At 44.9% G+C, this 20710-nt stretch carries 19 protein-coding genes and 1 pseudogene; 6 read left to right on the forward strand and 14 right to left on the reverse strand.

What is annotated here, in order from left to right; translation table 11 throughout:
• Positions 1-1006: 1006 nt before the first annotated feature.
• The 6 genes and pseudogenes from ASG85_RS15360 to ASG85_RS15385 all read right to left on the reverse strand — a co-directional run bounded on the left by ASG85_RS15360 (position 1007) and on the right by ASG85_RS15385 (position 5570).
• Positions 1007-1825 carry a polysaccharide deacetylase family protein gene (locus ASG85_RS15360; protein WP_060646743.1) on the reverse strand — a complete coding sequence of 273 codons (819 nt, stop codon included), beginning with the start codon at positions 1823-1825 and terminating at the stop codon, positions 1007-1009.
• Between the two features lie 111 nt (positions 1826-1936).
• Positions 1937-2296: a GIY-YIG nuclease family protein gene (locus ASG85_RS15365; RefSeq protein WP_057302757.1), complete on the reverse strand. Its 360-nt coding sequence runs from the start codon at positions 2294-2296 to the stop codon at positions 1937-1939.
• Positions 2297-2331: 35 nt separating this feature from the next.
• Positions 2332-3072, reverse strand: a pseudogene (locus ASG85_RS15370) (DUF2087 domain-containing protein).
• 62 nt (positions 3073-3134) lie between these two features.
• Positions 3135-3584 carry a DUF6157 family protein gene (locus tag ASG85_RS15375; RefSeq protein ID WP_235549195.1) on the reverse strand — a complete coding sequence of 150 codons (450 nt, stop codon included), beginning with the start codon at positions 3582-3584 and terminating at the stop codon, positions 3135-3137.
• A 6-nt stretch (positions 3585-3590) separates the two neighbouring features.
• The gene (locus tag ASG85_RS15380; protein WP_060646744.1) at positions 3591-4139 is read right to left on the reverse strand and encodes a DUF1697 domain-containing protein; all 549 of its coding nucleotides are present in this window, start codon (positions 4137-4139) and stop codon (positions 3591-3593) included.
• A gap of 183 nt (positions 4140-4322) precedes the next feature.
• Complete coding sequence (locus tag ASG85_RS15385; protein ID WP_060646745.1) at positions 4323-5570, reverse strand: TolB family protein; 1248 nt, start codon at positions 5568-5570, stop codon at positions 4323-4325.
• 174 nt (positions 5571-5744) lie between these two features.
• Between ASG85_RS15385 and ASG85_RS15390 the strand changes: the two genes are divergently transcribed.
• The 3 genes from ASG85_RS15390 (at position 5745) to ASG85_RS15400 (ending at position 7803) form a co-directional block, all read left to right on the forward strand.
• Complete coding sequence (locus ASG85_RS15390; protein WP_057302740.1) at positions 5745-6518, forward strand: threonine/serine exporter family protein; 774 nt, start codon at positions 5745-5747, stop codon at positions 6516-6518.
• A 4-nt stretch (positions 6519-6522) separates the two neighbouring features.
• Entirely contained in the window at positions 6523-6951 is a 429-nt protein-coding gene (locus tag ASG85_RS15395) for a threonine/serine exporter family protein (RefSeq protein WP_047677780.1), read from the forward strand.
• A 153-nt stretch (positions 6952-7104) separates the two neighbouring features.
• Positions 7105-7803, forward strand: a complete 699-nt coding sequence (locus tag ASG85_RS15400; protein WP_060646746.1) for a class I SAM-dependent methyltransferase — start codon at positions 7105-7107, stop codon at positions 7801-7803.
• Between the two features lie 5 nt (positions 7804-7808).
• On the opposite strand, the gene ASG85_RS15405 is transcribed toward ASG85_RS15400, so the two are convergent.
• The 3 genes from ASG85_RS15405 to ASG85_RS15415 form a co-directional block, all read right to left on the reverse strand.
• Positions 7809-8252, reverse strand: coding sequence for a DUF2269 family protein (locus ASG85_RS15405; RefSeq protein ID WP_060646831.1), 444 nt, complete (start codon positions 8250-8252; stop codon positions 7809-7811).
• A gap of 218 nt (positions 8253-8470) precedes the next feature.
• Positions 8471-8803 carry a hypothetical protein gene (locus ASG85_RS15410; RefSeq protein ID WP_060646747.1) on the reverse strand — a complete coding sequence of 111 codons (333 nt, stop codon included), beginning with the start codon at positions 8801-8803 and terminating at the stop codon, positions 8471-8473.
• 90 nt (positions 8804-8893) lie between these two features.
• A complete protein-coding gene (locus ASG85_RS15415) occupies positions 8894-9838 on the reverse strand; it encodes a helix-turn-helix transcriptional regulator (RefSeq protein WP_060646748.1) in 945 nt (314 codons plus the stop codon).
• A gap of 107 nt (positions 9839-9945) precedes the next feature.
• On the opposite strand from ASG85_RS15415, the gene ASG85_RS15420 reads away from it, so the two are divergent.
• Positions 9946-10371: a VOC family protein gene (locus ASG85_RS15420; RefSeq protein ID WP_057302736.1), complete on the forward strand. Its 426-nt coding sequence runs from the start codon at positions 9946-9948 to the stop codon at positions 10369-10371.
• Positions 10372-11741: 1370 nt separating this feature from the next.
• Complete coding sequence (locus ASG85_RS15425) at positions 11742-12749, forward strand: DUF3231 family protein (RefSeq protein WP_060646749.1); 1008 nt, start codon at positions 11742-11744, stop codon at positions 12747-12749.
• A 55-nt stretch (positions 12750-12804) separates the two neighbouring features.
• Here the strand turns inward: ASG85_RS15425 and ASG85_RS36665 are convergent, their stop codons facing one another.
• The 5 genes from ASG85_RS36665 to ASG85_RS39170 form a co-directional block, all read right to left on the reverse strand.
• Positions 12805-14250: a DUF4157 domain-containing protein gene (locus ASG85_RS36665; RefSeq protein ID WP_063860301.1), complete on the reverse strand. Its 1446-nt coding sequence runs from the start codon at positions 14248-14250 to the stop codon at positions 12805-12807.
• A 103-nt stretch (positions 14251-14353) separates the two neighbouring features.
• Positions 14354-16183, reverse strand: coding sequence for a sensor histidine kinase (locus tag ASG85_RS15435; RefSeq protein WP_060646750.1), 1830 nt, complete (start codon positions 16181-16183; stop codon positions 14354-14356).
• A 38-nt stretch (positions 16184-16221) separates the two neighbouring features.
• Positions 16222-17727 carry an extracellular solute-binding protein gene (locus ASG85_RS15440; RefSeq protein WP_060646751.1) on the reverse strand — a complete coding sequence of 502 codons (1506 nt, stop codon included), beginning with the start codon at positions 17725-17727 and terminating at the stop codon, positions 16222-16224.
• A gap of 39 nt (positions 17728-17766) precedes the next feature.
• The gene (locus ASG85_RS15445) at positions 17767-18870 is read right to left on the reverse strand and encodes an SGNH/GDSL hydrolase family protein (protein WP_060646752.1); all 1104 of its coding nucleotides are present in this window, start codon (positions 18868-18870) and stop codon (positions 17767-17769) included.
• A 14-nt stretch (positions 18871-18884) separates the two neighbouring features.
• Entirely contained in the window at positions 18885-19250 is a 366-nt protein-coding gene (locus ASG85_RS39170; RefSeq protein WP_235550143.1) for a hypothetical protein, read from the reverse strand.
• Between ASG85_RS39170 and ASG85_RS15450 the strand changes: the two genes are divergently transcribed.
• The gene (locus ASG85_RS15450) at positions 19149-20693 is read left to right on the forward strand and encodes an FAD-dependent oxidoreductase (protein ID WP_235550142.1); all 1545 of its coding nucleotides are present in this window, start codon (positions 19149-19151) and stop codon (positions 20691-20693) included. The genes ASG85_RS39170 and ASG85_RS15450 overlap by 102 nt on opposite strands.
• Positions 20694-20710: the final 17 nt, after the last annotated feature.

Below are 20710 nucleotides of genomic sequence, written 5' to 3' on the forward strand. Positions count from 1 at the left end.
CTTTACCCTCATACGAACAACCTCCGGCTAATTTCATTGTATTTTCTTAGCCTAAAAGTGTCCAACTTAATTAGGGGGCTTTATAGAATTGTTGTACAGAATACAACATTGTTAGCTATCTGAGAAGAAACCAACGATAAATGTTGTACGATGTACAACTTCCCCCTCAACTAAGCCAAGGAAGGCTGTAAAACTGGCTTCCTAATTCACCTACTCTTACTCTTACTCTTACTCTTACTCTTACTCTTACTCTTACTCTTACTCTTACTCTTACTCTTACTCTTACTCTTACTCTTACTCCTTCTACTACTTCTACTCCTTTTTACTCTTCTACTCCTACTCCTACTCTTACTCCTTCTTACTCTTCTACTTCTACTTCTACTTCTACTTCTACTTCTACTTCTACTTCTACTTCTACTTCTACTTCTACTTCTACTTCTACTTCTACTTCTACTTCTACTTCTACTTCTACTCCTACTTCTACTTTTACTTTTACTTTTACTTTTACTTCTACTCCTACTTCTACTTCTACTTCTACTTCTACTTCTACTTCTACTTCTACTTCTACTTCTACTTCTACTTCTACTTTTACTTTTACTTTTACTTCTTCTTCTACGCCTTCTCTTTTTCTTTTTCTTTTTCCTTTTCCTTTTTCTTTTCCTTCCCCTACTCCTTCCCTTCTAACCGACTACAAATACACATTCCAAAAAATTCAATTTAACAATCTGACTTTGCCTAACAAACCAATCAAGCAAAACGAGCTAACCAAGCAGAACGAGCTAACCAAGCAGAACAAGCCGAATAAGCTAACCAAACTAAATAAGACAACTAAGACACAAACCTGGCCTTCCAAGCTAATAAGGATAAGTTTTACTCTCCAAAAACTCCATAAAAATTAATCTAGTCTGTCAAAACAACCGGATTTGTAGCACTTTAGTACATTACTCTACAGTCTAGTTAGATCGAAAAAGGGATAAGGTGATACTTATTACTCTACGTGAGTAACTTATTTCCTTCTTCCTGAATATAGAAGCTTCTGAACCCATGTAGCGAAATCATCTTCGCCATGAACGACAATTCGACTTAGTTCATATGGCGATTGGTTCGACGAAGCGTAGCCTTCCTTCGTTGTAAACGCGTAGCGGAATTCCTCCTCTTTTAAGATCTTCAACGTATCCTCGTTGTACTCGCCATACGGATGTGCAAAAACATCAGCGCTCTTCCCAATCGCCTGCTCAATACGTCGGCGCGATTCCGTGATCTCCTCGCGCTGCTGTTCTATACTGAGCTGCGGGAGATGCGGATGTGTCATGCTATGCGGCGCTATGTCCCACCCCGCCGCTCTCAGCTCTTGTACTTGCGGCCAGCTCAAGTAGCCTGGCTGGCCAATGAATCCTGGCGACAGGAACAGCGTCGCCGGAAAACCGTGCCGCTGGAGGATCGGCATCGCCACCTCAGCGTTGTTCGCGTAGCCGTCATCGAACGTGAGCAGCACGGGCCTCTCCGGTGACGGTTGTTTCTTCTCGATGATGCGCGCGAAGTCGCCCAGCGTCAACGGGGTGTAGTGATGCGCGGACAAATAGTCCATTTGACGCGCGAACTTATCGGGGTGGAGCACGTACGTGTTCCCTGGTTCCACCCCGATGCTGTGGTAGTTCAGCACGGGAATCGCGATCCCATGCTGCTGCCCTTCCGCCGCGACTTGGGACGCGGATGCTCGGGTTACTGCTGGCGCGAAGCATGCCAGCCAGAGCCACACGAACGCGAATATAGGCGCAAGCGTTCGCACAATTCGCAAATAATTATTAATACCCCTACCATTCATCGTTCACACCCCATTCTAGAATTATCTCCTTCACTTCACTTGCTCTCATAAAACATGTCATATATCTTATACTCCACACATTTCATTCCCGTATTATCTCCAATATTTGAATTACATCCCTAGCAAAAGGGGATTATAACCGCGATCCTCATATGGCTGGAGCTCCTCAAGCCACTTCTCTTCCAGCTTTTTCAGCGCATCATTTTCGTCGAAGTAACCGGTCTCCTTCACTTTGAGTACTTCTAGAACCTCAAGCACGAAGGCATCGCCACCAAATTCGTTCCATTCCTTCTGCAGAAGCTGGTTCCGATGCGTGTCCATTTGTAATTCCATTAGCTTCCCATTCATAGATTTTAAATTCTTCGTGCTTATAACCCACAGCTTTCCATTAATCGTATTTCGGACTTGAAATACACCGGCTTCCTTCTTCGTTTCTTTATATTGCTGCTGCAGCTCTTGTCTACGATTCATCTCATTGATCTCCTTTTTATTCATGTTGTTCATATTCATCCTTTCAGCCAATATTGACTTCCGTCTGGTTGTCGATCGAGAAAGCCATATTCAATCAAATATCTGCGTATTTTGGCATAGTCGTGAAAGATTGGCTTGATCATCTCGTTTACTTCCTTTTCTCCATAAAAGCGATCCTGTTCGAATCGTTTGGCAATTTCACGCAGCACAACGACTTTATGCTTTTCTTGCTGTGAAAATGAGACTAGTTCACCTGACGTACCATCAGGGAAATACTTCTTAACGATCTTCTCGTACTCATCTTCCGTCATATTGTATCGTTCATCCACCATCTTGGCCGATTTATGAATCTCTACAAAAGCTGGCGCATGCTGGTCCTTCTCTTTCAACAGCTCCATCATCGTCACAAAAATTTTGGCTTAGCGCTCTTTCTCCTTCAATCCAAATCGATGATTGCGAATCGTTGAAGCACTGCCAATTCCCAATTCCTTTTGGATTTCACTATCGCTCTTTCCTTCATAGAAAAGCTGAAGCAAACTATTTTGATGATCAGTTAGACCTGTAAGCTTTTTATCCAACCCGATCAAATATTGAAAGACAGATCCATGTGCATGCCCAATATGCCATTTCAGATAACGCTCTGCCTCATACAAGACACCATCTTGGGGGTAAATAATCCCTGCTTCCGTTCTCTTGCCGCAAAGTAAACAAATGTAACCATCATCTTCCTGTAGATAGCCGCGTTTCCACTCATCGAGTGAGGCTTTCCAGAACATTACGAATAAAAAAAGAATCCCTTTCCGATAAAAGGATTCCATGTTTTCATTTCCTATTTCTTTCACCCGCGAGAATTTCTCATCGCAAATAATAACTTTGGACCATCTTCATGTCCCGTACCTGCTTCAACAAATTGCTGGTAAGCTTCAGATTCCATGGGGTAAATCGCAATTTTGCCTTCTTCATTGTAATGTACACCCCAACCGTGCTTCTTTGGAAGCATGGATGCTCTTAAACAAGGGTGGTTTTTAGAAAAAAGCTCCTCACGAATTTCATCACTACGAGCTTCGATTTCGCTCTGAGGTATTTGCTTATGTTGCAAATAGACTTCATAAATAAGCTCGCCTTGGGTATATTTGTATGGGTTCTGAGACAGCAGCTCGTATTGGATCAAATGAGCGGTTTTACTATCCTTTTTCATGGAAGGTACAATCCCTACTTCAACTGGACAGTCAGCAGAAACCTGTATAAATGTATTCTTATAACTCATGTGTTCATCATCATAGGCCATCTTGGTTTAACTCCCTCCTTCTGCAAGTTGAATCAATTTATTCACGGTCTCCCAGTTCCTTGTTGTCGCGGATACACCTAGCTTCTTTTCGATAAAATTGTTGCTGAACTTTGATTCTCCGTAGTTTTTACGAATGAGTAAATATACGGTTAGCCCTTTGACACGGAACTCGTCCACTTCATTTTGAAAGGCTTCTAATTTTGCGATAGCCGCATCAGTCGCTGAATGAGATAAAAAGGTTATATATCTTTGTTCATTCGCTTCTGCATTGACTATTTGGTAAGGTGTTTTTTCTACAACCTCGTGCAATTCCTCTAATGTTCGGATGACAACGGGAATATCGAAAGTAAGTTGTACCTTGAGCTCGTTCACAATTCGATCACGTACGTCTGCAGCATCATTTTCCTCACAATCAAAAATGACGTTACCGCTTTGTATATATGTAATTACATTTTTATAATCCATGGATTCAAAAATGCTCCGCAGCTTGTCCATCTTAATAATTTTCTGACCGCTTACATTAATTCCTCGCAAAAGTGCAATATACTTCGGCATCGCATAACCCCACAACATTTTTTAATTCCATTATACACCAATTATACCTTATTTGCTTTCATTCTAGCCTCAATATCGTTGGTTGGCACTCCATTATCCAATATGAGCATAACTAAACAACCTGAGTTCAACTAAATACTCGGCTCAGGTTGCATCAAATTTTTTAAGTGTAGTCTCAATCGCTTATTTTCGAATAAAAAAGCTTAAAACAGTATTCCAATTCCTTTGTTCGTAGTAGTTGGCTCCAAGGTCTATGTTTTCGATCCACGTTTCAGCATTTTTGCTTTGAGGATCGGTGACTATAACATTTGAATAGCTGCGATTGGATCTAATCCATGCCAACTGGTGTGATGGTAGAGAAATGGGATTAAAATCGCCGTAAGTTTCCGATGGCTGCGTCAATAATTTCTGATGTTGACTCTTCAGCTTCACATTAACCAAATATGGAAATTGCCGTTTGGCTGGGTCTATTGACCACTCCGCCTCTTTGGATCTTGAAGTAACGATATTCCGTAGACCATACCAAGTGAAGTTTTGCTCAACGTAACCCTTAGGTGTGTAGGAAACAGATGTTCCGGCAGGAATCCGCATAACTTTCAAATGTTTATTCGTTGTAGCTTCTCTTCCAACACCTTCGATATAGGCAAGTGTCTCATCTTTGCTCGCCCACTCAAACCACATCTCGTTATTAACCATTTGATCAATTGTTTTGAAAACTGAACCGTCTGCGGATAATACACACAGTGTGTTGCCATCGGCCGACAGCGATGCGGTAGGTTTAGCTAAGAAGGCAATCCAACGTCCGTTTGCAGACCACTTGAAGATGCTTGTACCAACAGCAAAAAAATCATCAGACTGCTTGGGCAGTACATGCAACGTCTCAAAGCGGGTTGGATCGGCATTCGCGGTTAATGGTATTTTCATTATTCGTATCGGTGTCCATTCGTTGTCTAAGAGCTTGGCTTCCGTTGAAACTAAAATACTGCTCCCATCCGGATACCAGGAAAAATTCCCAATCCCCTCTGCAACTTTCTTCGGTTTTGCAAGTTCATCGGAGTCTATCCAATTAAGCTGCTGGGCGGTAAGAAATGCGAGAGAATTCCGGTTAGGTTGCCATTGGAAGTTCCTTCCGCCTTCCTGTGCAACGAGATGACTATGTCCAGTTTGAACCTGTAATAGCCAAAGTTCTTGTTCATTTTCGCCCTTTGTATAGGCTATCCACTGACCGTCATAAGACCATTTCGGGTTTAATATGTATGCTCCTCGGGTCTGTTGTCTTTCGTTGTCACCAGCTTTAATCCATAGGTCGCCATTTCGAATGAATGCTGCTTTCAGCAGTTCGGCGGGCTTTTTTGCATAAATAGTCGTGCTATTCGTTATGATGAGTAATACAACCGACATAGCAAGAAATGTTCTCCTAAAAGCTGTCATGATATTCCTCCTTTTGGTAACTTATCTTTTACGATTTCCTTTTGTCGTTAAGAACATGCGGAGACATGGCCTATTGTAGCTGGGCATACACCAAATGAGTTCAACTTAGGATTTTCAATGGTTTCCATGATATATTATACTTTTGGCAAATACTTTTTCAGGAGAGAACAAACCATGGCTTATCCTGCTGCTACGAACTACGAAATTGCACAAGTTTGTTTACTAGCTGGTAAAATCATGCTGGAAAACGGTGGTGAAACCTATCGTGTCGAAGATACCATGACCCATGTCGCAGAAGCCTTTGGCGTACCGAACTCCCATAGCTTTGTAACACCTACTGGCATCATTTTCTCCATAGATGGGCCTGAGCAGACCACAAGACTAATTCGTATATCCGCTCGTTCGACCGATCTTCGCAAAGTCACGGTTGTGAATGCAATTTCTAGACGAATCAGCCAGGGGGAACTAACGCCCACAGAAGCTTATCGGCTGCTTGAGGACATTGATGTGGCCCAGATGCGTTATCCCGCTTGGTTTCAAATACTATCCGCTGCTGTTGCAAGCGGTTGTTTCTTAATCATGTTCCAAGGAGAATGGCATGATTTCCTACCTGCGTTCGTTGCTGGCGGAGCTGGCTTAGCCTTCCTTAATTATTTTAATCGGTTAGTGCCGATTAAGTTCTTCGCTGAATTTCTGGCGTCCTTACTCATCGGAACCATGGCTTTCTTGTTTGTCAAAGTGGGGTTTGGTCATGCACTTGATACCATTATTATTGGCTCTGTCATGCCGCTTGTTCCGGGACTTCTCATTACGAATGCCGTGCGCGACTTAATGGCTGGCCATTTCGTTTCAGGGGTTTCCAAAGGCGCTGAAGCCTTCTTAACTGCTTTTGCCATTGGAGCCGGCATTGCCTTTGTACTTTCATTTTATAACGGGGTGGGAGTTTAGGATGATGATGATTGAACAGCTCTTAACGAGTTTCATTGCGACTGCAGCATTCGCTATTCTTTTCAATGTTCCTAAGGGCACACTTTTGCAGTGCGGCTTCGTGGGTATGTGCGGGTGGATGTTATATGTTTCCATTCAAATGATTCCTTTAGACCCCATCCTGGCCACGTTGATTGCCTCTTTTTTCGTAACTGTTATCAGTCAATTTTTTGCGAAAATATATAAAACACCTGTTATCGTATTCAGTGTATCGGGTATCATCCCGTTAGTTCCAGGAGGATTAGCCTATGATGCCATGCGTAATGTCGTCCTCAATCACTATGATCTGGCCGTACAGTTAGCAGCCAAAGCCTTCCTGTTATCTGGTGCTATCGCGATCGGACTGGTCTTCTCCGAGGTTCTTAATCAGCTGTTGCGTCGAACAAAACATTGACCCTTTTGAACTATTTCGCAATAGTTCATGCCACCTTGATAGTTTATACCTATAAAGATGATCGGTTTTATATCTTAGATTTTTCCTGCTTTTCCCTTTAAAATGAGACCAGGAAGCAAAATCAGCTAATCTACCGAACGGAGTGATCAAACTATGAGTGAGCAAGGAAACCAACAAATCACAACAAAATTCAACGAAATTGCTGAGAAGTATGATAGCCAGCGAAGAAAACTTATTCCTTGTTTTGATGATTTTTACCACACAGCAACTTCACTTGTGCAGGTCGATCATGTATCTCCACATCTTCTCGACCTAGGAGCTGGTACAGGTCTCTTTTCCTCTTACGTACTAAACAAATATCCGAATGCCAAAATAACGTTAATTGATCTCTCACAAAGCATGCTCGACATCGCTATACGGCGATTTGGAGAAACCCAAGCCAATATGACCTACATTGCTGAGGATTATAGTACATTCGAGACTTCTGAACCATTTGATTGCGTAATCTCTTCGCTCTCCATTCACCATCTCGAGGATCAGGATAAGCATGCCCTGTATGAGAGGATTTTTAAGCTGCTTAAACCAGGAGGGGTCTTCATTAACGCAGATCAAGTACAAGGCAGCAGCACTTTCCTTGATCAATTGTACCGATCTGATTGGGAGGCCAAAGTTGAAGCCACTGATCTAACTCCTGAAGCTGTGCAAGCTGCCTACGAAAGGACAAAGCTGGATAAAATGGCTCCCCTCGATCAACAGCTGAATTGGCTTCGAGCTTGCGGCTTCATCGACGTTGACTGTGTCTATAAATATTACAATTTCGTTGTGATGTACGCTCGAAAGCTAGCAGTTTAACCTTTCTACCAAAGAGTCGGTTTAGCTACCATAAACCACATCATAGACAGCGTAATGATGACATACCAGATTAACGCCTTGCGCAGCTTGTTGACTAAGAAATCTCGACTATCGTGTGGCGCCTTTAGCTTACGAAGCAGTGGCGAGAATGCACGGGCGATAAAGTACAGCGAAGCAACCATAATGAGGACCGTAACGATAATCCATGATGTCTTCCACGTCCACGCCGTTAACCATGTGAGTAAAATCCCTGTCGCAACTAGCACATGGCCGGCATGCTTAGTAAGCCGAACCGTAATGCGAAATGGCTCTAGGTAGTCTGACAATTGCTCGAATGGCGCATTACGAATTCTAGCCAATAGTGGAAACAGGATAAAATAAGGGCCAATACTTAAAACAACACTAAATATATGGATATATAAAAGCAGTACGTACCAAGACAACACCATCATCCGTTCTATCTGAGAATTGAGAAAACCTCTATCGAGGCCATTCAAAGATGAGCGACCGCGTTTAACGAGGAGAGACTTTGGTCTACGACCAAAGATCCCTATATTAGGTTTATCGCCAATAAGAAAGCGGTTTTCGGAAACCGAAAACTTATACTTTCTTATGTGGTCAACAAAACAGTGCAGATCCATGGATCCACACTGTTTTTTGTTCTTACTTATTCAGCCTTTTGAAATTCGTGTACCCATACTTTCATTTGCGGCAGCCATGGCATACCTGGATGCATAGCTAAAATACTATCACGGTACTCATCAACGGATGTATGACCTTCTGCTTTTGCATGTTCCACAGTCAATTCACCCAAAGCTTGTTGGTAAACGTTAGTTACTGTAAAAGTAATGCCTTGCAATTCCATCGTTTCACCGATATCTGCATAGCGTCCATTACGTCTGCAAGCTGTTTTCTCACCAGCAAGTACCTTGCTAACTTCAGCTTCTTTCGTAACGAGTCGGTCGATCGAACACGTTTTTGGTGGCAATGTTTCGTTCATGTTAGTTCCCTCCTTTTGGCAGTTCTCATTATATCGAATGTAACTAGCTTTGTCGAACTGTACGGCAACCTTGTTACTAGTCATCTTTTCTTACTTATATTTTGCCATGATTTCGGCCATCATCTCTTTCATCCCATCCACCAATTCCGATGGACTTTTTACGGTCGCCTCACTACCCAAACCAAGAATAAACTTTGCGAAAAACGGGATGTCACTTTTCGCAATGTTACCGTCTAGCCAACCTGTGCCATCGTTACGGATATGTAATTTAGATACCGTCCATAATTCATTCTCGCACTTCTGGACGCCTTCTTTGCTTAACTCCACAAATAAAATAACTTCTTCCTCTTCCTCTCTGCTAAGTGATTCTCTATTTCCAAGATGAACATAACGAAGATCCATCGGTTTGGAAGCAGAAGAAGAAACCGCCGAATGAATTCTGTCACATCGGAATACACGAATATCGCCGCGAATAAAGCAATAAGCTGGACAGTACCATAAGCCATTGCTTGCATAGATGCCAATCGGCTGGATTTCCCTACTAGATATTCCTTCCCGCGATTCATAATCGATGAGAAGGACTTTTTGATCGATAGCCCCATCCAGTAAGATGGATAAAAAGGGGGATTCCGAATGTCTTGACGGCGTTATAAAGTCAACCCGGTTTTTCATTTGATCAATACGATCCCGGACGTCTCCAGACATGTAGTTATAAAACTTGCTCAATGCCGAAGAAGCTTCCGTTTTAAAAGGGAGATTGGCATAGTGCCGCAGGGCATGACAAGCAAAAAATATGGCTATGGCCTCTTCCTCAGTAAAGGCAATGGGTGGCAGGATTCTTTCATTCAACACCTGATAACCGCCATGAGGTCCCACTTCCGAGTATAAAGGAACTCCTAACTCACTTAATTCCTGTAAATCTCTTAAAATCGTTCTCGATGACACCTCAAATTCTTGGGCAAGTTCCTTGACAGTAAACTTCCGTTTTCGGTTAACAGTCATCATCAATGCCAGGAGTCGTTTTGATTTGGGCATAGCAATTCTCCATTTTTTATATTTATGACAAGTACTGTCACTATTATAAATTATAATTGGCATTGAGCGAAAGAATAAAAAATTTGAACCAAGGGAGCTGTATTATCATGATTTTACAATTAACACCTTTTATTATGTTGGACGGAAATGCCAAAGAAGCTATCGATTTTTATGTACAATCATTAGACGCTAAAGTTGTCTTTATCCAAACCTTTGGAGAGAGTCCGGATTCCGACGAATTATCATTTCCAGAAAATGCAAGAGATCGGATAGCTCACTCGGTGCTAAAAGTCGGCCAAACAGAACTGATGGTTTCCGATATTTTTCCGGGTCAACCCCATCCCATTGGCAATCAAGTTACTATCTGTATAACAACTTCTGAAAAGGAGCAAGCTGAGCAACTATATGAAGCGTTACGACAAGACGGCCAAGTGAGTTTGGAACTGCAAGAAACTCATTTCAGTCCAGCTTACGGTATGGTCATAGACAAGTTCGGTGTAGTCTTTCAGATCTTCACTGCGCGTCAACGCTAACCTATCTATTTATGGTGAGATCGAAATAACAGCCCTTTTTTATGGGAGCGAAGGACTAAAACCTTAATATAAAAATAAGAACCCCCTGGACATTAGCCAGGTCCTTCGTTTAACAGCCCCTCCCAGCTACTTGGACATCTGTAACGATGTAATTCATCGTTACAGCGCGAGACAGCCACGGCTGAGACATCTGCAACGATGTAAAACATCGTTGCAAGTTGCACGCAGCACGGGAGACAGCACTGTTTTCATCTGCAACGCTGAAAATCATCGTTACAGCGCGAGACAGCTACGGTTGAGACATCTGTAACGTGTAAAACATCGTTACAAGTTGCACGCAGCGCGGAAGACAGCACTGTTTTCATCTGCAACGCTGAAAATCATCGTTACAGCGCGAGACAGCCACGGCTGAGTCATCTGCAACGATGTAAAACATCGTTACAAGTTGCACGCAGCGCGGAGCAAGCGCTGTTTTCATCTGCAACGCTGAAAATCATCGTTACAGCGCGAGACAGCTACGGCTGAGACATCTGCAACGATGTAAAACATCGTTACAAGCTGCACACAGCACGGGAGACAGCACTGTTTTCATCTGCAACGCTGAAAATCATCGTTACAGCGCGAGACAGCCACCGCTGAGACATCTTCAACGATGTAAAACATCGTTACAAGTACCTCGCAGCGCGGGAGACAGCACTGTTTTCATCTGCAACGATGAAAATCATCGTTACAGCGCGAGACAACCGGCTGAGACATCTGTAACGATGTAAAACATCGTTACAAGTACCTCGCAGCGCGGGAGACAGCACTGTTTTCATCTGCAACGTTGAAAATAATCGTTACAACGCGAGACAGCCTCGGCTGAGACATCTGTAACGATGTAAAACATCGTTACAAGTTGCACGCAGCGCTGGAGACAGCACTGTTTTCATCTGCAACGCTGAAAATCATCGTTACAGCGCGAGACAGCCACCGCTCAGACATCTGCAACGATGTAAAACATCGTTACAAGCCACACGCAGCGCGGGAGACAGCACTGTTTTCACCTGCAACGCTGAATATCATCGTTACAGCGCGAGACAGCCACGGCTGAGATATCTGTAACGATGTAAAACATCGTTACAAGTTGCACGCAGCGCGGATATCAGGCCTTATCTCACCTGTATTAAAGGGTTGCCTATACGTCACCCAAACCATATAAATACTTATCTTATAACCAAACCACTCCTTTATGGAGTGGCTTTTTTATGACAGATGGAGACATCACTTGCCCTGTCCGATGACAACTCACTAAACATCAGATATTGAATATTAATGCCAATGGAGGAAATATTATAAATAAATAATAACACCATTGGAAAGGTGATAAGATGCAAACAGAGCATAAGATTTTATTAACATCTGCAGAAATCGCAAACATTTGGTCTGCATATATAAATGATACATTAGCAGTTTGTACACTAGAGGTTTACTTGTCACATGTGGAAGATACAGAAATTCGTTCCGTCCTTGAATTTGCCATGCAATTATCACGAGCACACGTACAGAAATTAAAATCTTTTTTCATTGAGGAACAATACCCTGTTCCAGACGGATTTTCGGAAAAATTAGATGTTAATTTGGAAACTCCACGCTTGTTTCTAGATGATTTTTATCTTTTTTACATACAGAATATTGGCAAAGTTGGGCTTGAATTTTATACGCTGGCTTTGGCCAATGCCGCTCGTTTGGATATGTGTGAATACTTTACCGAATGTCTAAATGAATCGGCTCGATTGCTAAATAAAGCAACAGAAATCATGTTACAAAAAGGAACTTTCATAAGAGCTCCCTTTATTCCAATTCCGAAAAAAGTTGAGTATGTCCAAAATCAAAGTTATCTTGCAGGTTTGTTTGGACATGGTAGACCGTTAAATGCTATTGAAATAAATCATATCTATTTTAACCTCATTCAAAATCAATTGGGTCGGTCTTTGCTGATTGGATATAGTCAAGTTGCTAAGGACAAAAAGGTCCGCGATTATTTCATTAGGGGCAGGAACATTGCAGATAAACACGTTGAAATCTTCGGAACATTACTAAGTAAAGAATATCTTCCATCTGCAAGTGCGTGGGATACACTACCAACAGAATCAACCGATGCGCCATTTTCAGAAAAACTAATGATGTTCCATACAACCGCGTTAAGCTCGGCTGGAATTGCACATTATGGCAGAAGTCTTGGTCAAAGTCCTAGGACTGATTTAGGAGAAATTTACGTTCGACTAACGGCAGAAATTTTGAATTTTGCAAAAGATGGATCAGATATCTTAATTGAGAATGGTTGGTTGGAACAACCGCCGCAAGCTGCTGACAGAGATAAACTAGCAAAAGCATAGTCCAACATGATTAAAATAAAAAAACCGCCAGACACATAGTGGCGGAATCAATCATCTATAACGCATTGTACGTTTTTTGGGTGTCGTCCATCCCAAGGAGTTCGGGAAGATTTACGACCGTATATCCGTAACCCGCTTCATATCTTTTATCATACGGTTTCGTATGCCCATAATTTGGCTGCGTATTGTTAGCGCCATAATGCGTATGAATAACTGCTTTATTGTCATACTTCGCGACCATATCAGCAGGACCAGCAACCTCAAATTCAGCCCCGTAATTAGCTGGGTTATTACCATACTTTCTCACATAATCCAAACTATCAACCCGGTTTTCGTTGATATCCTCGATGAGTTGAATAAACGGCTGAACAAACGGAACAAATTCTTCCGTCATATCGTAAAATTTAACCTTAGCCTTATCATACAGAACGTAGGCCAAGTAATTTTTCCATTCTGCCGTGAAGGCAGCAGCGCCGGTAACGAAATCAGACACCTTGTTCCCAGTTAATGTTATTATTTCCTCTAACCAGGCCTGCAATGGCTCGGGATCATCCTTACAGTAATCAATCGTTTCCTGATCTGTATACGCGTCAACACCATCGTAATCAGGATAAAGCGTGGAAATCTGTGTCCGCAGCGATTCAAAATCGCTAGCTTTTGCTTTTTTCCATAACTCATTCTGAATCAGTCCGGCAATGAAGCTTTCTTTTAACTCACCGGCGTCAACTTCCGCTTCATTTAACACTTTTTTCAGTCCTGCAATCCCTTTTTTCACCTCTCCTTTTACATAAGCAGAGGTATCTTTTTTCAGGAATTGTGCATACTCCATAAATATGACATTGGCGTCTCCGAGATCGGAGGCTTCCACATGCTTTTCATCCTCGTCACCGTTACGTTTTTTTTCACTGGAAACAAGCATTCTTTGTACGACGCCGGCATCGCTCAGCAAACTTCTTTGAATGTCTGGACGTGAAGGCTCAGCTCCCCCTTGCACATGCTGTAAGGCCTTGGCACCCATGATATCAGCTTCTTGCTCCAACCCTGCATCATCGTTGATCGCAACGTCTCCCATTTGCATCCTAGGTTTCACCTTGCCTTGCTTTTGCTGTACAACATGCCACGTTTCATGAGGGAGATGCTGGTCTTGTCCGGGTGCAACATGAATATTCGTCCCCTCCGCATAAGCATGGGCTTGCAATTGGGCAGGCTTGGGAGAATTATAGTGGACTTTCACATCGTCCAAGGAAATCCCCGAAAGTCTCTCCACACCTGATTTCAAATCATCCGGAAGCCCTGTATGATTTGTCTTTCTCTGAACCGTTTGTGTCGGATTGGCTAGTTGGCCAGCCCGTACCATTTGGGCAACAGCCCGATTCCCTATCGTCTTTTGTAAGCTATGTATATAATTTGGACTCATTTGCACTTGAGTAGAAGCTGACAACCCGTGATCATTTAATGCAGATGTTTCTATTGACCTGCGCATTAAACTTTCATTTTTCATCCTGATACCTCCCCTCGTTACACTTAAGTTGATACCATTTTATCATATTATATGAAACAAGAATGCCACTATTTTCCTTCATCACCTTCACATTGAGATACCCTTAGCCCGCTTGCTCTTCTATTGGCGACACACATTTTTCCAACGGTAGGCGGAGTGTGATCCGGGTGCCCCTTTTGGCATCGCTCTCGAAGATAAATTGTGATTCCTTGCCGTAGTACATGATCATCCGTGTGACCACATTTCGCAGTCCGAACAGATCCTTATCCTTCTTGAAGTCCGTTGAAATACCTTCTGCCGCTAGCTTAGAAGCTTCCTCCAGTTTGCCGCAAATATAGGCGAGCCTTTCGTCATTGACCCCTACCCCGTTGTCGCAAACTTCAAGCACAAGCCGATTACCTTCCAAATACGAGGAAATGAACAGTTCTCCGCCCCCGCTCTGCTTTTCCAAACCGTGCAGCACAGCATTTTCTACAAGCGGCTGCAAGAGGAGCTTCAACACATGATAAGGAGCGCTTTCCTCGGCAATGTCGTACCGAACCGTAAAATGGTCCAAGAACCTCAGCTGTTGGACTTTAATGTAATATTTCAAATGCTCGATGGTCTCCCCAACCGCAAACGTTTCGTTTCCCTTATTCAGGCTTAGCCGGAAAAATTTCGACAGATTAAGCACCATTTCGCTGATTTCATCCGCTTCATAGTTTTTGGCCGTCCAATAGATGGAGTCTAGTGTGTTATAAAGAAAATGCGGGTTGATTTGCGACTGCAAAAACTTAAGCTCCATTTTGGACAGTAAAAGCTGTTTCTCATAGTGGTCACGAATAAGTGTCTTCTGATTCTCAGCCATCCGATTGAACGATTCGATCACGTATCCCAGTTCGTCCACACGCGTATCTTCCAGTTGAATCGTGAAATTACCTGTACGGAGCTGTTTCATCCCATAAGCTAGCTTCCGCAGCGGTGCGGAAATTCCCCTATAGATGATCCAGGAAATCCAAACGGCTAGCACCAGACTGACGGCTAAAATCCCATAACTAAACACCTTTAGAGAGTCGGTATGGCTGCGGAGCTCCGCCAAGGGCTGCTCCATCATGAGCGACCAACCGGAAAACTTTGATTTCACACTGATCGTAACCATTTCCGTACCGGTTTGCTGTGACTTGCGGATCGTCCTAACTTCATTCACGGTATCCCAAACTTGAGGTTGTACACTCGCACCTGTGCCCGTGATCGAGCTTCCGTCGCTGCCAAACAGATAGATATTCGCATTTTTAGAGGGAAGAAGCGGTTTCGCCAACTCGATTAGAGCGCTTTTTTTGACGGAAAGCACAAGTAGATTCGGATTAATGAGCGTCCTGTTATACGGATCCATCGTCCGAATCAGATGAACGCTGTCTGCATCGAAGTAAGATTCGCCCTCCTTCGGCGTAAAAAAAACTGTACCCCCACTGGATTCCATTAAACGCTGGTACCATTCCTGCTTCTCCGCGCCTTCGGGCAGCTTGCGCCCCCCCAGTTTGGTGGAAATGACGGTACGTGACGGCATATGGATGATGGAGATTTGGTCCACGATCAAATTGACCGTCGTCATGTTCGTGATCTGGTCCATCACTTGTGCAAAATGAACGAACGACTGCTTTTCCGGCTCCTGCCCAACGGACTGCAGTGTTGTGTTCATGTTCATATCGAATGCGATCAGCGAAGAAAGCTGTTCGAGGTTCTGCAGTGTCAGGTCGATGTAATCCGTCATCGTATGCAGGGCCCCTTGTGTCCTCTCACCCGTTTGAACTTCTAAAATCGACTGTGATTTTGAAATGGCAAAAAGACTGAAGCCGGCGAGCGGAAGCAGAATCAGTAAAAAGTACCATGTTAGCCGAATCTGAATATAACCGACCAGTATTTTGTGCACTTTAGGCAGGATTTCTTTTAACATATTGGTGGTCCCTCCATTCGTGCCCTGTTACTTTCCGGCTACTTGCCGGTTTCTCGCCACCATTCGTTCACTTCTCCAGTTATTTCATCGCCGCCTGCATCCTTCCATTTCTTCACAAAGGCATCGAATTCCTCGATGGGGCTCAACCCCGCGATGATTCGTGTAAAAGTCTCTTCTTGCAGCTTGGAAAGCTTGACGTAATGCTTGCCCATTGCGGGTGTCGGCGGTCCATTAAACCGGTCTTCCATCAGGTTGCTTTCGATTCGCTGCGTGTTTTCGTATAGATGAAATTGTTCGCCGAGTCCCTCCAGCCGATCCCGCGTTATGTCCTGATCAGCGGTATCGACCAACGCTCCATAGATACCTCGATAGCCATGCTTCGTGTGCTCGTCAAACCGGATAGAAAGCTTTCCGTTCACTCGAGTCCAAATTTCGTTCTCAAAACCTAGCTTCAGGCTTGTTTGACCGGGGCCAGCGATAAAATCGAGAAACTTAACAACGGCTTCCGCGTTTTGACTCTTAATGGGCACCACATTGTAAGAACGGACGTTTGAAGTGCTGTAGACCCCGTGTTTACCGTTCGGTCCTAACGGGAAATCAAGCGGAATCCATATTGCATTTGGATCATTTTTACGGTTAGCCGCAATGTGGGTGCGTGTGTCAGACCATGCTGCGGAATATAAGCCGACCCTGCCAGTCGCAATCTTTTCGCCAAGTACATCGATTTTATTGAGCGGGAACTCCGGGTCCAGAATATTCTGGTCGTACAGGCTGCGAAGGTAAATGAGTGCCTCTTTCATTTCTGGGAGGATACCGGAGTAAACCAACTTACCGTCCCGCTCATACCAAGCGTTCATTTGTACGCCGAAGGCGCCGAGAAATGGTGACGTTCTCCTGAGACGCTCAAGGATCGAGAGACCAAAAGTATCCTTTCTACCATTTCCGTCCGGGTCTCCTTCGGCAAAAGCCTTCATCACCGTTGTAAACTCTTCGATTGTTCGCGGAGGCTGCAGGCCGAGCTTGTCCAGCCAGTCTTTTCGAGCATAAACAATTTCAGTTCCCTTCACTTCGTTCAGACTGGGTATTGCATATATATGACCATTGACGGTTACGTTGTCCCAAGCTTCTTTTGGGATTTTGGCTTTCAGGTTCGCCCCATACTTCTCAATATAATCATTCAAAGGCGTGAGCGCCTTCTGATTCACGAAATTGATAAACCAAGAGGGATTGCTCGTGTTCAGTAGATCGGGAGGCTCCCCAGACGTCATAATGACGTTTAGCTTTTCATCATATCCGTTCAGCGGCGGGAGTGTCACATTCACCTGTACGCCGATGTTTTTCTCAATGTAGCTAAGATAGGGGTTGTTGTTCTCGTCCATACCTTCCGGAAAGTTCATGCCCAGGCTGTTCACGATGATTCGAATGACCGGTTCCTGGACAGCTTCCGAAACGTTGTCTTGGTTCTTTGACCATTCCGGAAAGCTGCATCCGGCGGTAGCGAAGCACGTGAGTAGGGCTAGAATGGCCGCGCTATTTCTTTTCATTACTCAACCACCCCTCCAGGCATAATGAACCAGCAATCTTTAATCGGCCAAAATCTTTCGCAGGGCTGGCGTCAACCCATCTGCCATACGCAAAAAGCCGAGGTCCGTCGGATGGACTCCGTCAACGGTACATTCGTGCGCATCCTCACCCAGCAGGTTAGATCCGTCGTAAAAATAAATGTTGGCATCGCCCATCTCGCGCTGCTGCTCTACGGTTCGGAGCTGGAATTGTTTGCGTTCCGACCGATCTTTCACCATTTGATCATGAAATTTATCCTTCGCATAGATGATGCGCGACATTACAAGGATTGGAGTCAGCGGATGTTTATCTCGGTAGATCGATATGAACTCGGGTAGAGTTGTCTGAAGCAGTTCAGTAGAAACGCAGTTCGCCTCATAATCCAGTATCAGGCATGCAGGGTTCGGGATGTCCGAAAGGATATGAGCGAGCTCAGGTTCTCCCTTACCGTTGCCGGAAAAGCCCAGGTTGAGAAACTCCCTGTTGATACGTCTGGAAAGTATGTTGGTATAAGCCATCCCCGGACGGGCTGCACAGCCGCCTTGCGTGATTGAGGTGCCGTAGACAATGATCTTGCCGTTATTTTCGTATGCCGGTGGCGGAGCGATCTGCGCTTCACGTTCCAAGCCGATCCAAACCTCCTCTACGCCTTGGTAGAGTGGAAAATTTAGCGTAATGATCCGTCTCTCCCGCGCCATATCCTTAAAAATAACAGCTTCGTATTCGGCGAGCTTGTGATCATAAACCGTTGTGCCATAATATAGCTGCTCTCCTGGACCTCCAATGTAACAGTCAAACCCGCACTGCCCTGTCGAGGGCATATGATACATATTGGCAACTCCTGACAGTTTTACTTTGACAGATAGCGATATAGCATCCGTCTCGAAGCGGATTTGACCGCCGGCGGTGCAGTTGGCCAATTGGTCTACCGCCTCTGGGAGTTTCCAATCTGGTTTTGCCGGCAGCCGGCGGTAAAGCCTTTCTTCGTGCAGCCAACCGAAACCGGCAATATGGAATGGCTTCTCTAGCGGTGAATACCAATTAACATGAATGTCGCCTGATTGCTGAATTCGCATGTTTGCGTCCAACTGCACGGCGTTAACAGGTTGTTGTTGATTTGGCATCTAACATTCCTCCTCTACTTACTCCTTAAAATCCACTCACATTGTGGGGCTTTGTTATCCATTTTCGACTCCGATCCAGCAATCCCTTTTTTTCCATAGGCAATGGTTATTAAAGTACCAAAAGAAGTCATGGTCCTCCGCTGTGACCTCGTTCCCGCTGTATTACAATGAGGATAGCCTGTGAAATCCTGCAGGCGAGGAGGAAAAAGGAGGGAATATTTCCATTGCCACACATGAACAGCAACCACAACATTCAAGAATTTCATGCCGATATCATCGTGATTGGCGGGGGAACCGGCGGCTGCGCAGCCGCCCTTGCCGCTGCCAAATCGGGCAAGACGGTGATCATGACCGAGGAAACCGACTGGATTGGCGGGCAATTAACGAGCCAGGCTGTTCCGCCAGATGAGCACCCCTGGATTGAACAGTTCGGCTGCACCCGCACGTACCGGCAGTTCCGGGATGGGGTGCGTGATTATTACCGGCGCCACTTTCCCCTTACCGAAGAAGCACGGTCCCGCATTCATCTTAACCCCGGGAACGGCGGCGTTTCGCGGTTGTGCCATGAGCCACTCGCAGCACTGGCAGTTCTGCAGGAAATACTGGCTCCTTATATTCACAGCGGGAGGCTGCAGATTCTTACCCGTCATCGCGTTGAATCGGCTTCCGTGGACGGTGATGATGTACGAACCGTAAGGGTAAGGAATTTGCTTACCGGGGAACTCGTGGAGCTATCCGCCGCCTACTTCCTTGACGCAACGGAATGTGGAGATGTTCTGCCGCTTGCCGGGGCGGAATATGTGACTGGGGCGGAGTCCAAGAGCCAAACCGGTGAACCGCATGCCGTGGAAGGTGAAGCTCTTCCACAGGACATGCAGGGCTTTACATACTGCTTTGCGATGGATTACATCGAAGGCGAAGACCACACCATCGAACGTCCAGAGCGCTATGATTTCTGGCGGCAGTATAAAGCCGATTTTTGGCCCGATCGCCTGCTAAGTTGGTCTGGCGTCCGCCCTCATACGCTAGAACATGTCACTTATGAACTTTTTGAAGGGACGGAAAAGTACTCTCTGTTCTACTATCGACGCATCATCGACAGCAGAAACTTCGTGAAAGGCTTTTATCCTGGTAGCATTACACTGGTCAACTGGCCGCAGAATGACTACTGGGTTGGTTCGGTCATCGACGTGAGCGATGAGGAAAGAGAACGGAATCTGTGGGATGCGAAGCAGCTTAGCCTCTCCTTGCTTTACTGGCTGCAAACGGAAGCGCCTCGGCCGGACGGAGGTTTCGGCTACCCGGGACTTCGTCTGCGCAAAGACATCGTCGGCACCGAGGACGGACTGGCCATGACTCCGTACATGCGGGAGTCACGCAGGATCAAAGCACAGTTTACCGTACTGGAACAGCATGTGAGCAAAGCCTGCCGCCCCGATGGTAAAGCAGAGCAATTTGCCGATTCTGTCGGCATCGGCTGTTACCGAATTGATCTGCACCCGAGCACGGGGAACCGCCATTATATCGATATCTCTTCCCTACCGTTCCAGATTCCACTAGGCAGCCTGATTCCCGTCCGCATAAACAATCTGCTGCCGGCATGCAAAAATCTTGGCGTTACGCATATCACAAACGGCTGCTACCGGCTCCATCCTGTTGAATGGAACATCGGCGAGGCTGCTGGTTTTCTGGCAAGCCGCTGTATCGACCGTGAACTCCTGCCCCGCGAGGTGCGCAGTATGGAGACAGAGCTTCGTGGCTTCCAGAATATGCTTGTAAGCTATGGGATTGAACTCGCTTGGCCAACGATTCATTCGGTATAAAAATAGTCTAGAGACGA

This window comes from Paenibacillus sp. Soil724D2, assembly GCF_001427935.1.
Lineage (GTDB): Bacteria > Bacillota > Bacilli > Paenibacillales > NBRC-103111 > Paenibacillus_E.

Excerpts from the sequence above, each read along its gene's own strand:
- ASG85_RS15400 (WP_060646746.1), top strand. The coding sequence starts at position 7,105 with ATGAGTGAGCAAGGAAACCAACAAATCACAACAAAATTCAACGAAATT.
- ASG85_RS15410 (WP_060646747.1), bottom strand. The coding sequence starts at position 8,803 with ATGAACGAAACATTGCCACCAAAAACGTGTTCGATCGACCGACTCGTT.
- ASG85_RS15395 (WP_047677780.1), top strand. The coding sequence starts at position 6,523 with ATGATGATTGAACAGCTCTTAACGAGTTTCATTGCGACTGCAGCATTC.
- ASG85_RS15415 (WP_060646748.1), bottom strand. The coding sequence starts at position 9,838 with ATGCCCAAATCAAAACGACTCCTGGCATTGATGATGACTGTTAACCGA.
- ASG85_RS15445 (WP_060646752.1), bottom strand. The coding sequence starts at position 18,870 with ATGCCAAATCAACAACAACCTGTTAACGCCGTGCAGTTGGACGCAAAC.
- ASG85_RS15390 (WP_057302740.1), top strand. The coding sequence starts at position 5,745 with ATGGCTTATCCTGCTGCTACGAACTACGAAATTGCACAAGTTTGTTTA.
- ASG85_RS15405 (WP_060646831.1), bottom strand. The coding sequence starts at position 8,252 with ATGGTGTTGTCTTGGTACGTACTGCTTTTATATATCCATATATTTAGT.
- ASG85_RS15380 (WP_060646744.1), bottom strand. The coding sequence starts at position 4,139 with ATGCCGAAGTATATTGCACTTTTGCGAGGAATTAATGTAAGCGGTCAG.
- ASG85_RS15375 (WP_235549195.1), bottom strand. The coding sequence starts at position 3,584 with ATGGCCTATGATGATGAACACATGAGTTATAAGAATACATTTATACAG.
- ASG85_RS15360 (WP_060646743.1), bottom strand. The coding sequence starts at position 1,825 with ATGAATGGTAGGGGTATTAATAATTATTTGCGAATTGTGCGAACGCTT.
- ASG85_RS15365 (WP_057302757.1), bottom strand. The coding sequence starts at position 2,296 with ATGAATCGTAGACAAGAGCTGCAGCAGCAATATAAAGAAACGAAGAAG.
- ASG85_RS15435 (WP_060646750.1), bottom strand. The coding sequence starts at position 16,183 with ATGTTAAAAGAAATCCTGCCTAAAGTGCACAAAATACTGGTCGGTTAT.
- ASG85_RS15385 (WP_060646745.1), bottom strand. The coding sequence starts at position 5,570 with ATGACAGCTTTTAGGAGAACATTTCTTGCTATGTCGGTTGTATTACTC.
- ASG85_RS15420 (WP_057302736.1), top strand. The coding sequence starts at position 9,946 with ATGATTTTACAATTAACACCTTTTATTATGTTGGACGGAAATGCCAAA.
- ASG85_RS36665 (WP_063860301.1), bottom strand. The coding sequence starts at position 14,250 with ATGAAAAATGAAAGTTTAATGCGCAGGTCAATAGAAACATCTGCATTA.
- ASG85_RS15425 (WP_060646749.1), top strand. The coding sequence starts at position 11,742 with ATGCAAACAGAGCATAAGATTTTATTAACATCTGCAGAAATCGCAAAC.
- ASG85_RS15440 (WP_060646751.1), bottom strand. The coding sequence starts at position 17,727 with ATGAAAAGAAATAGCGCGGCCATTCTAGCCCTACTCACGTGCTTCGCT.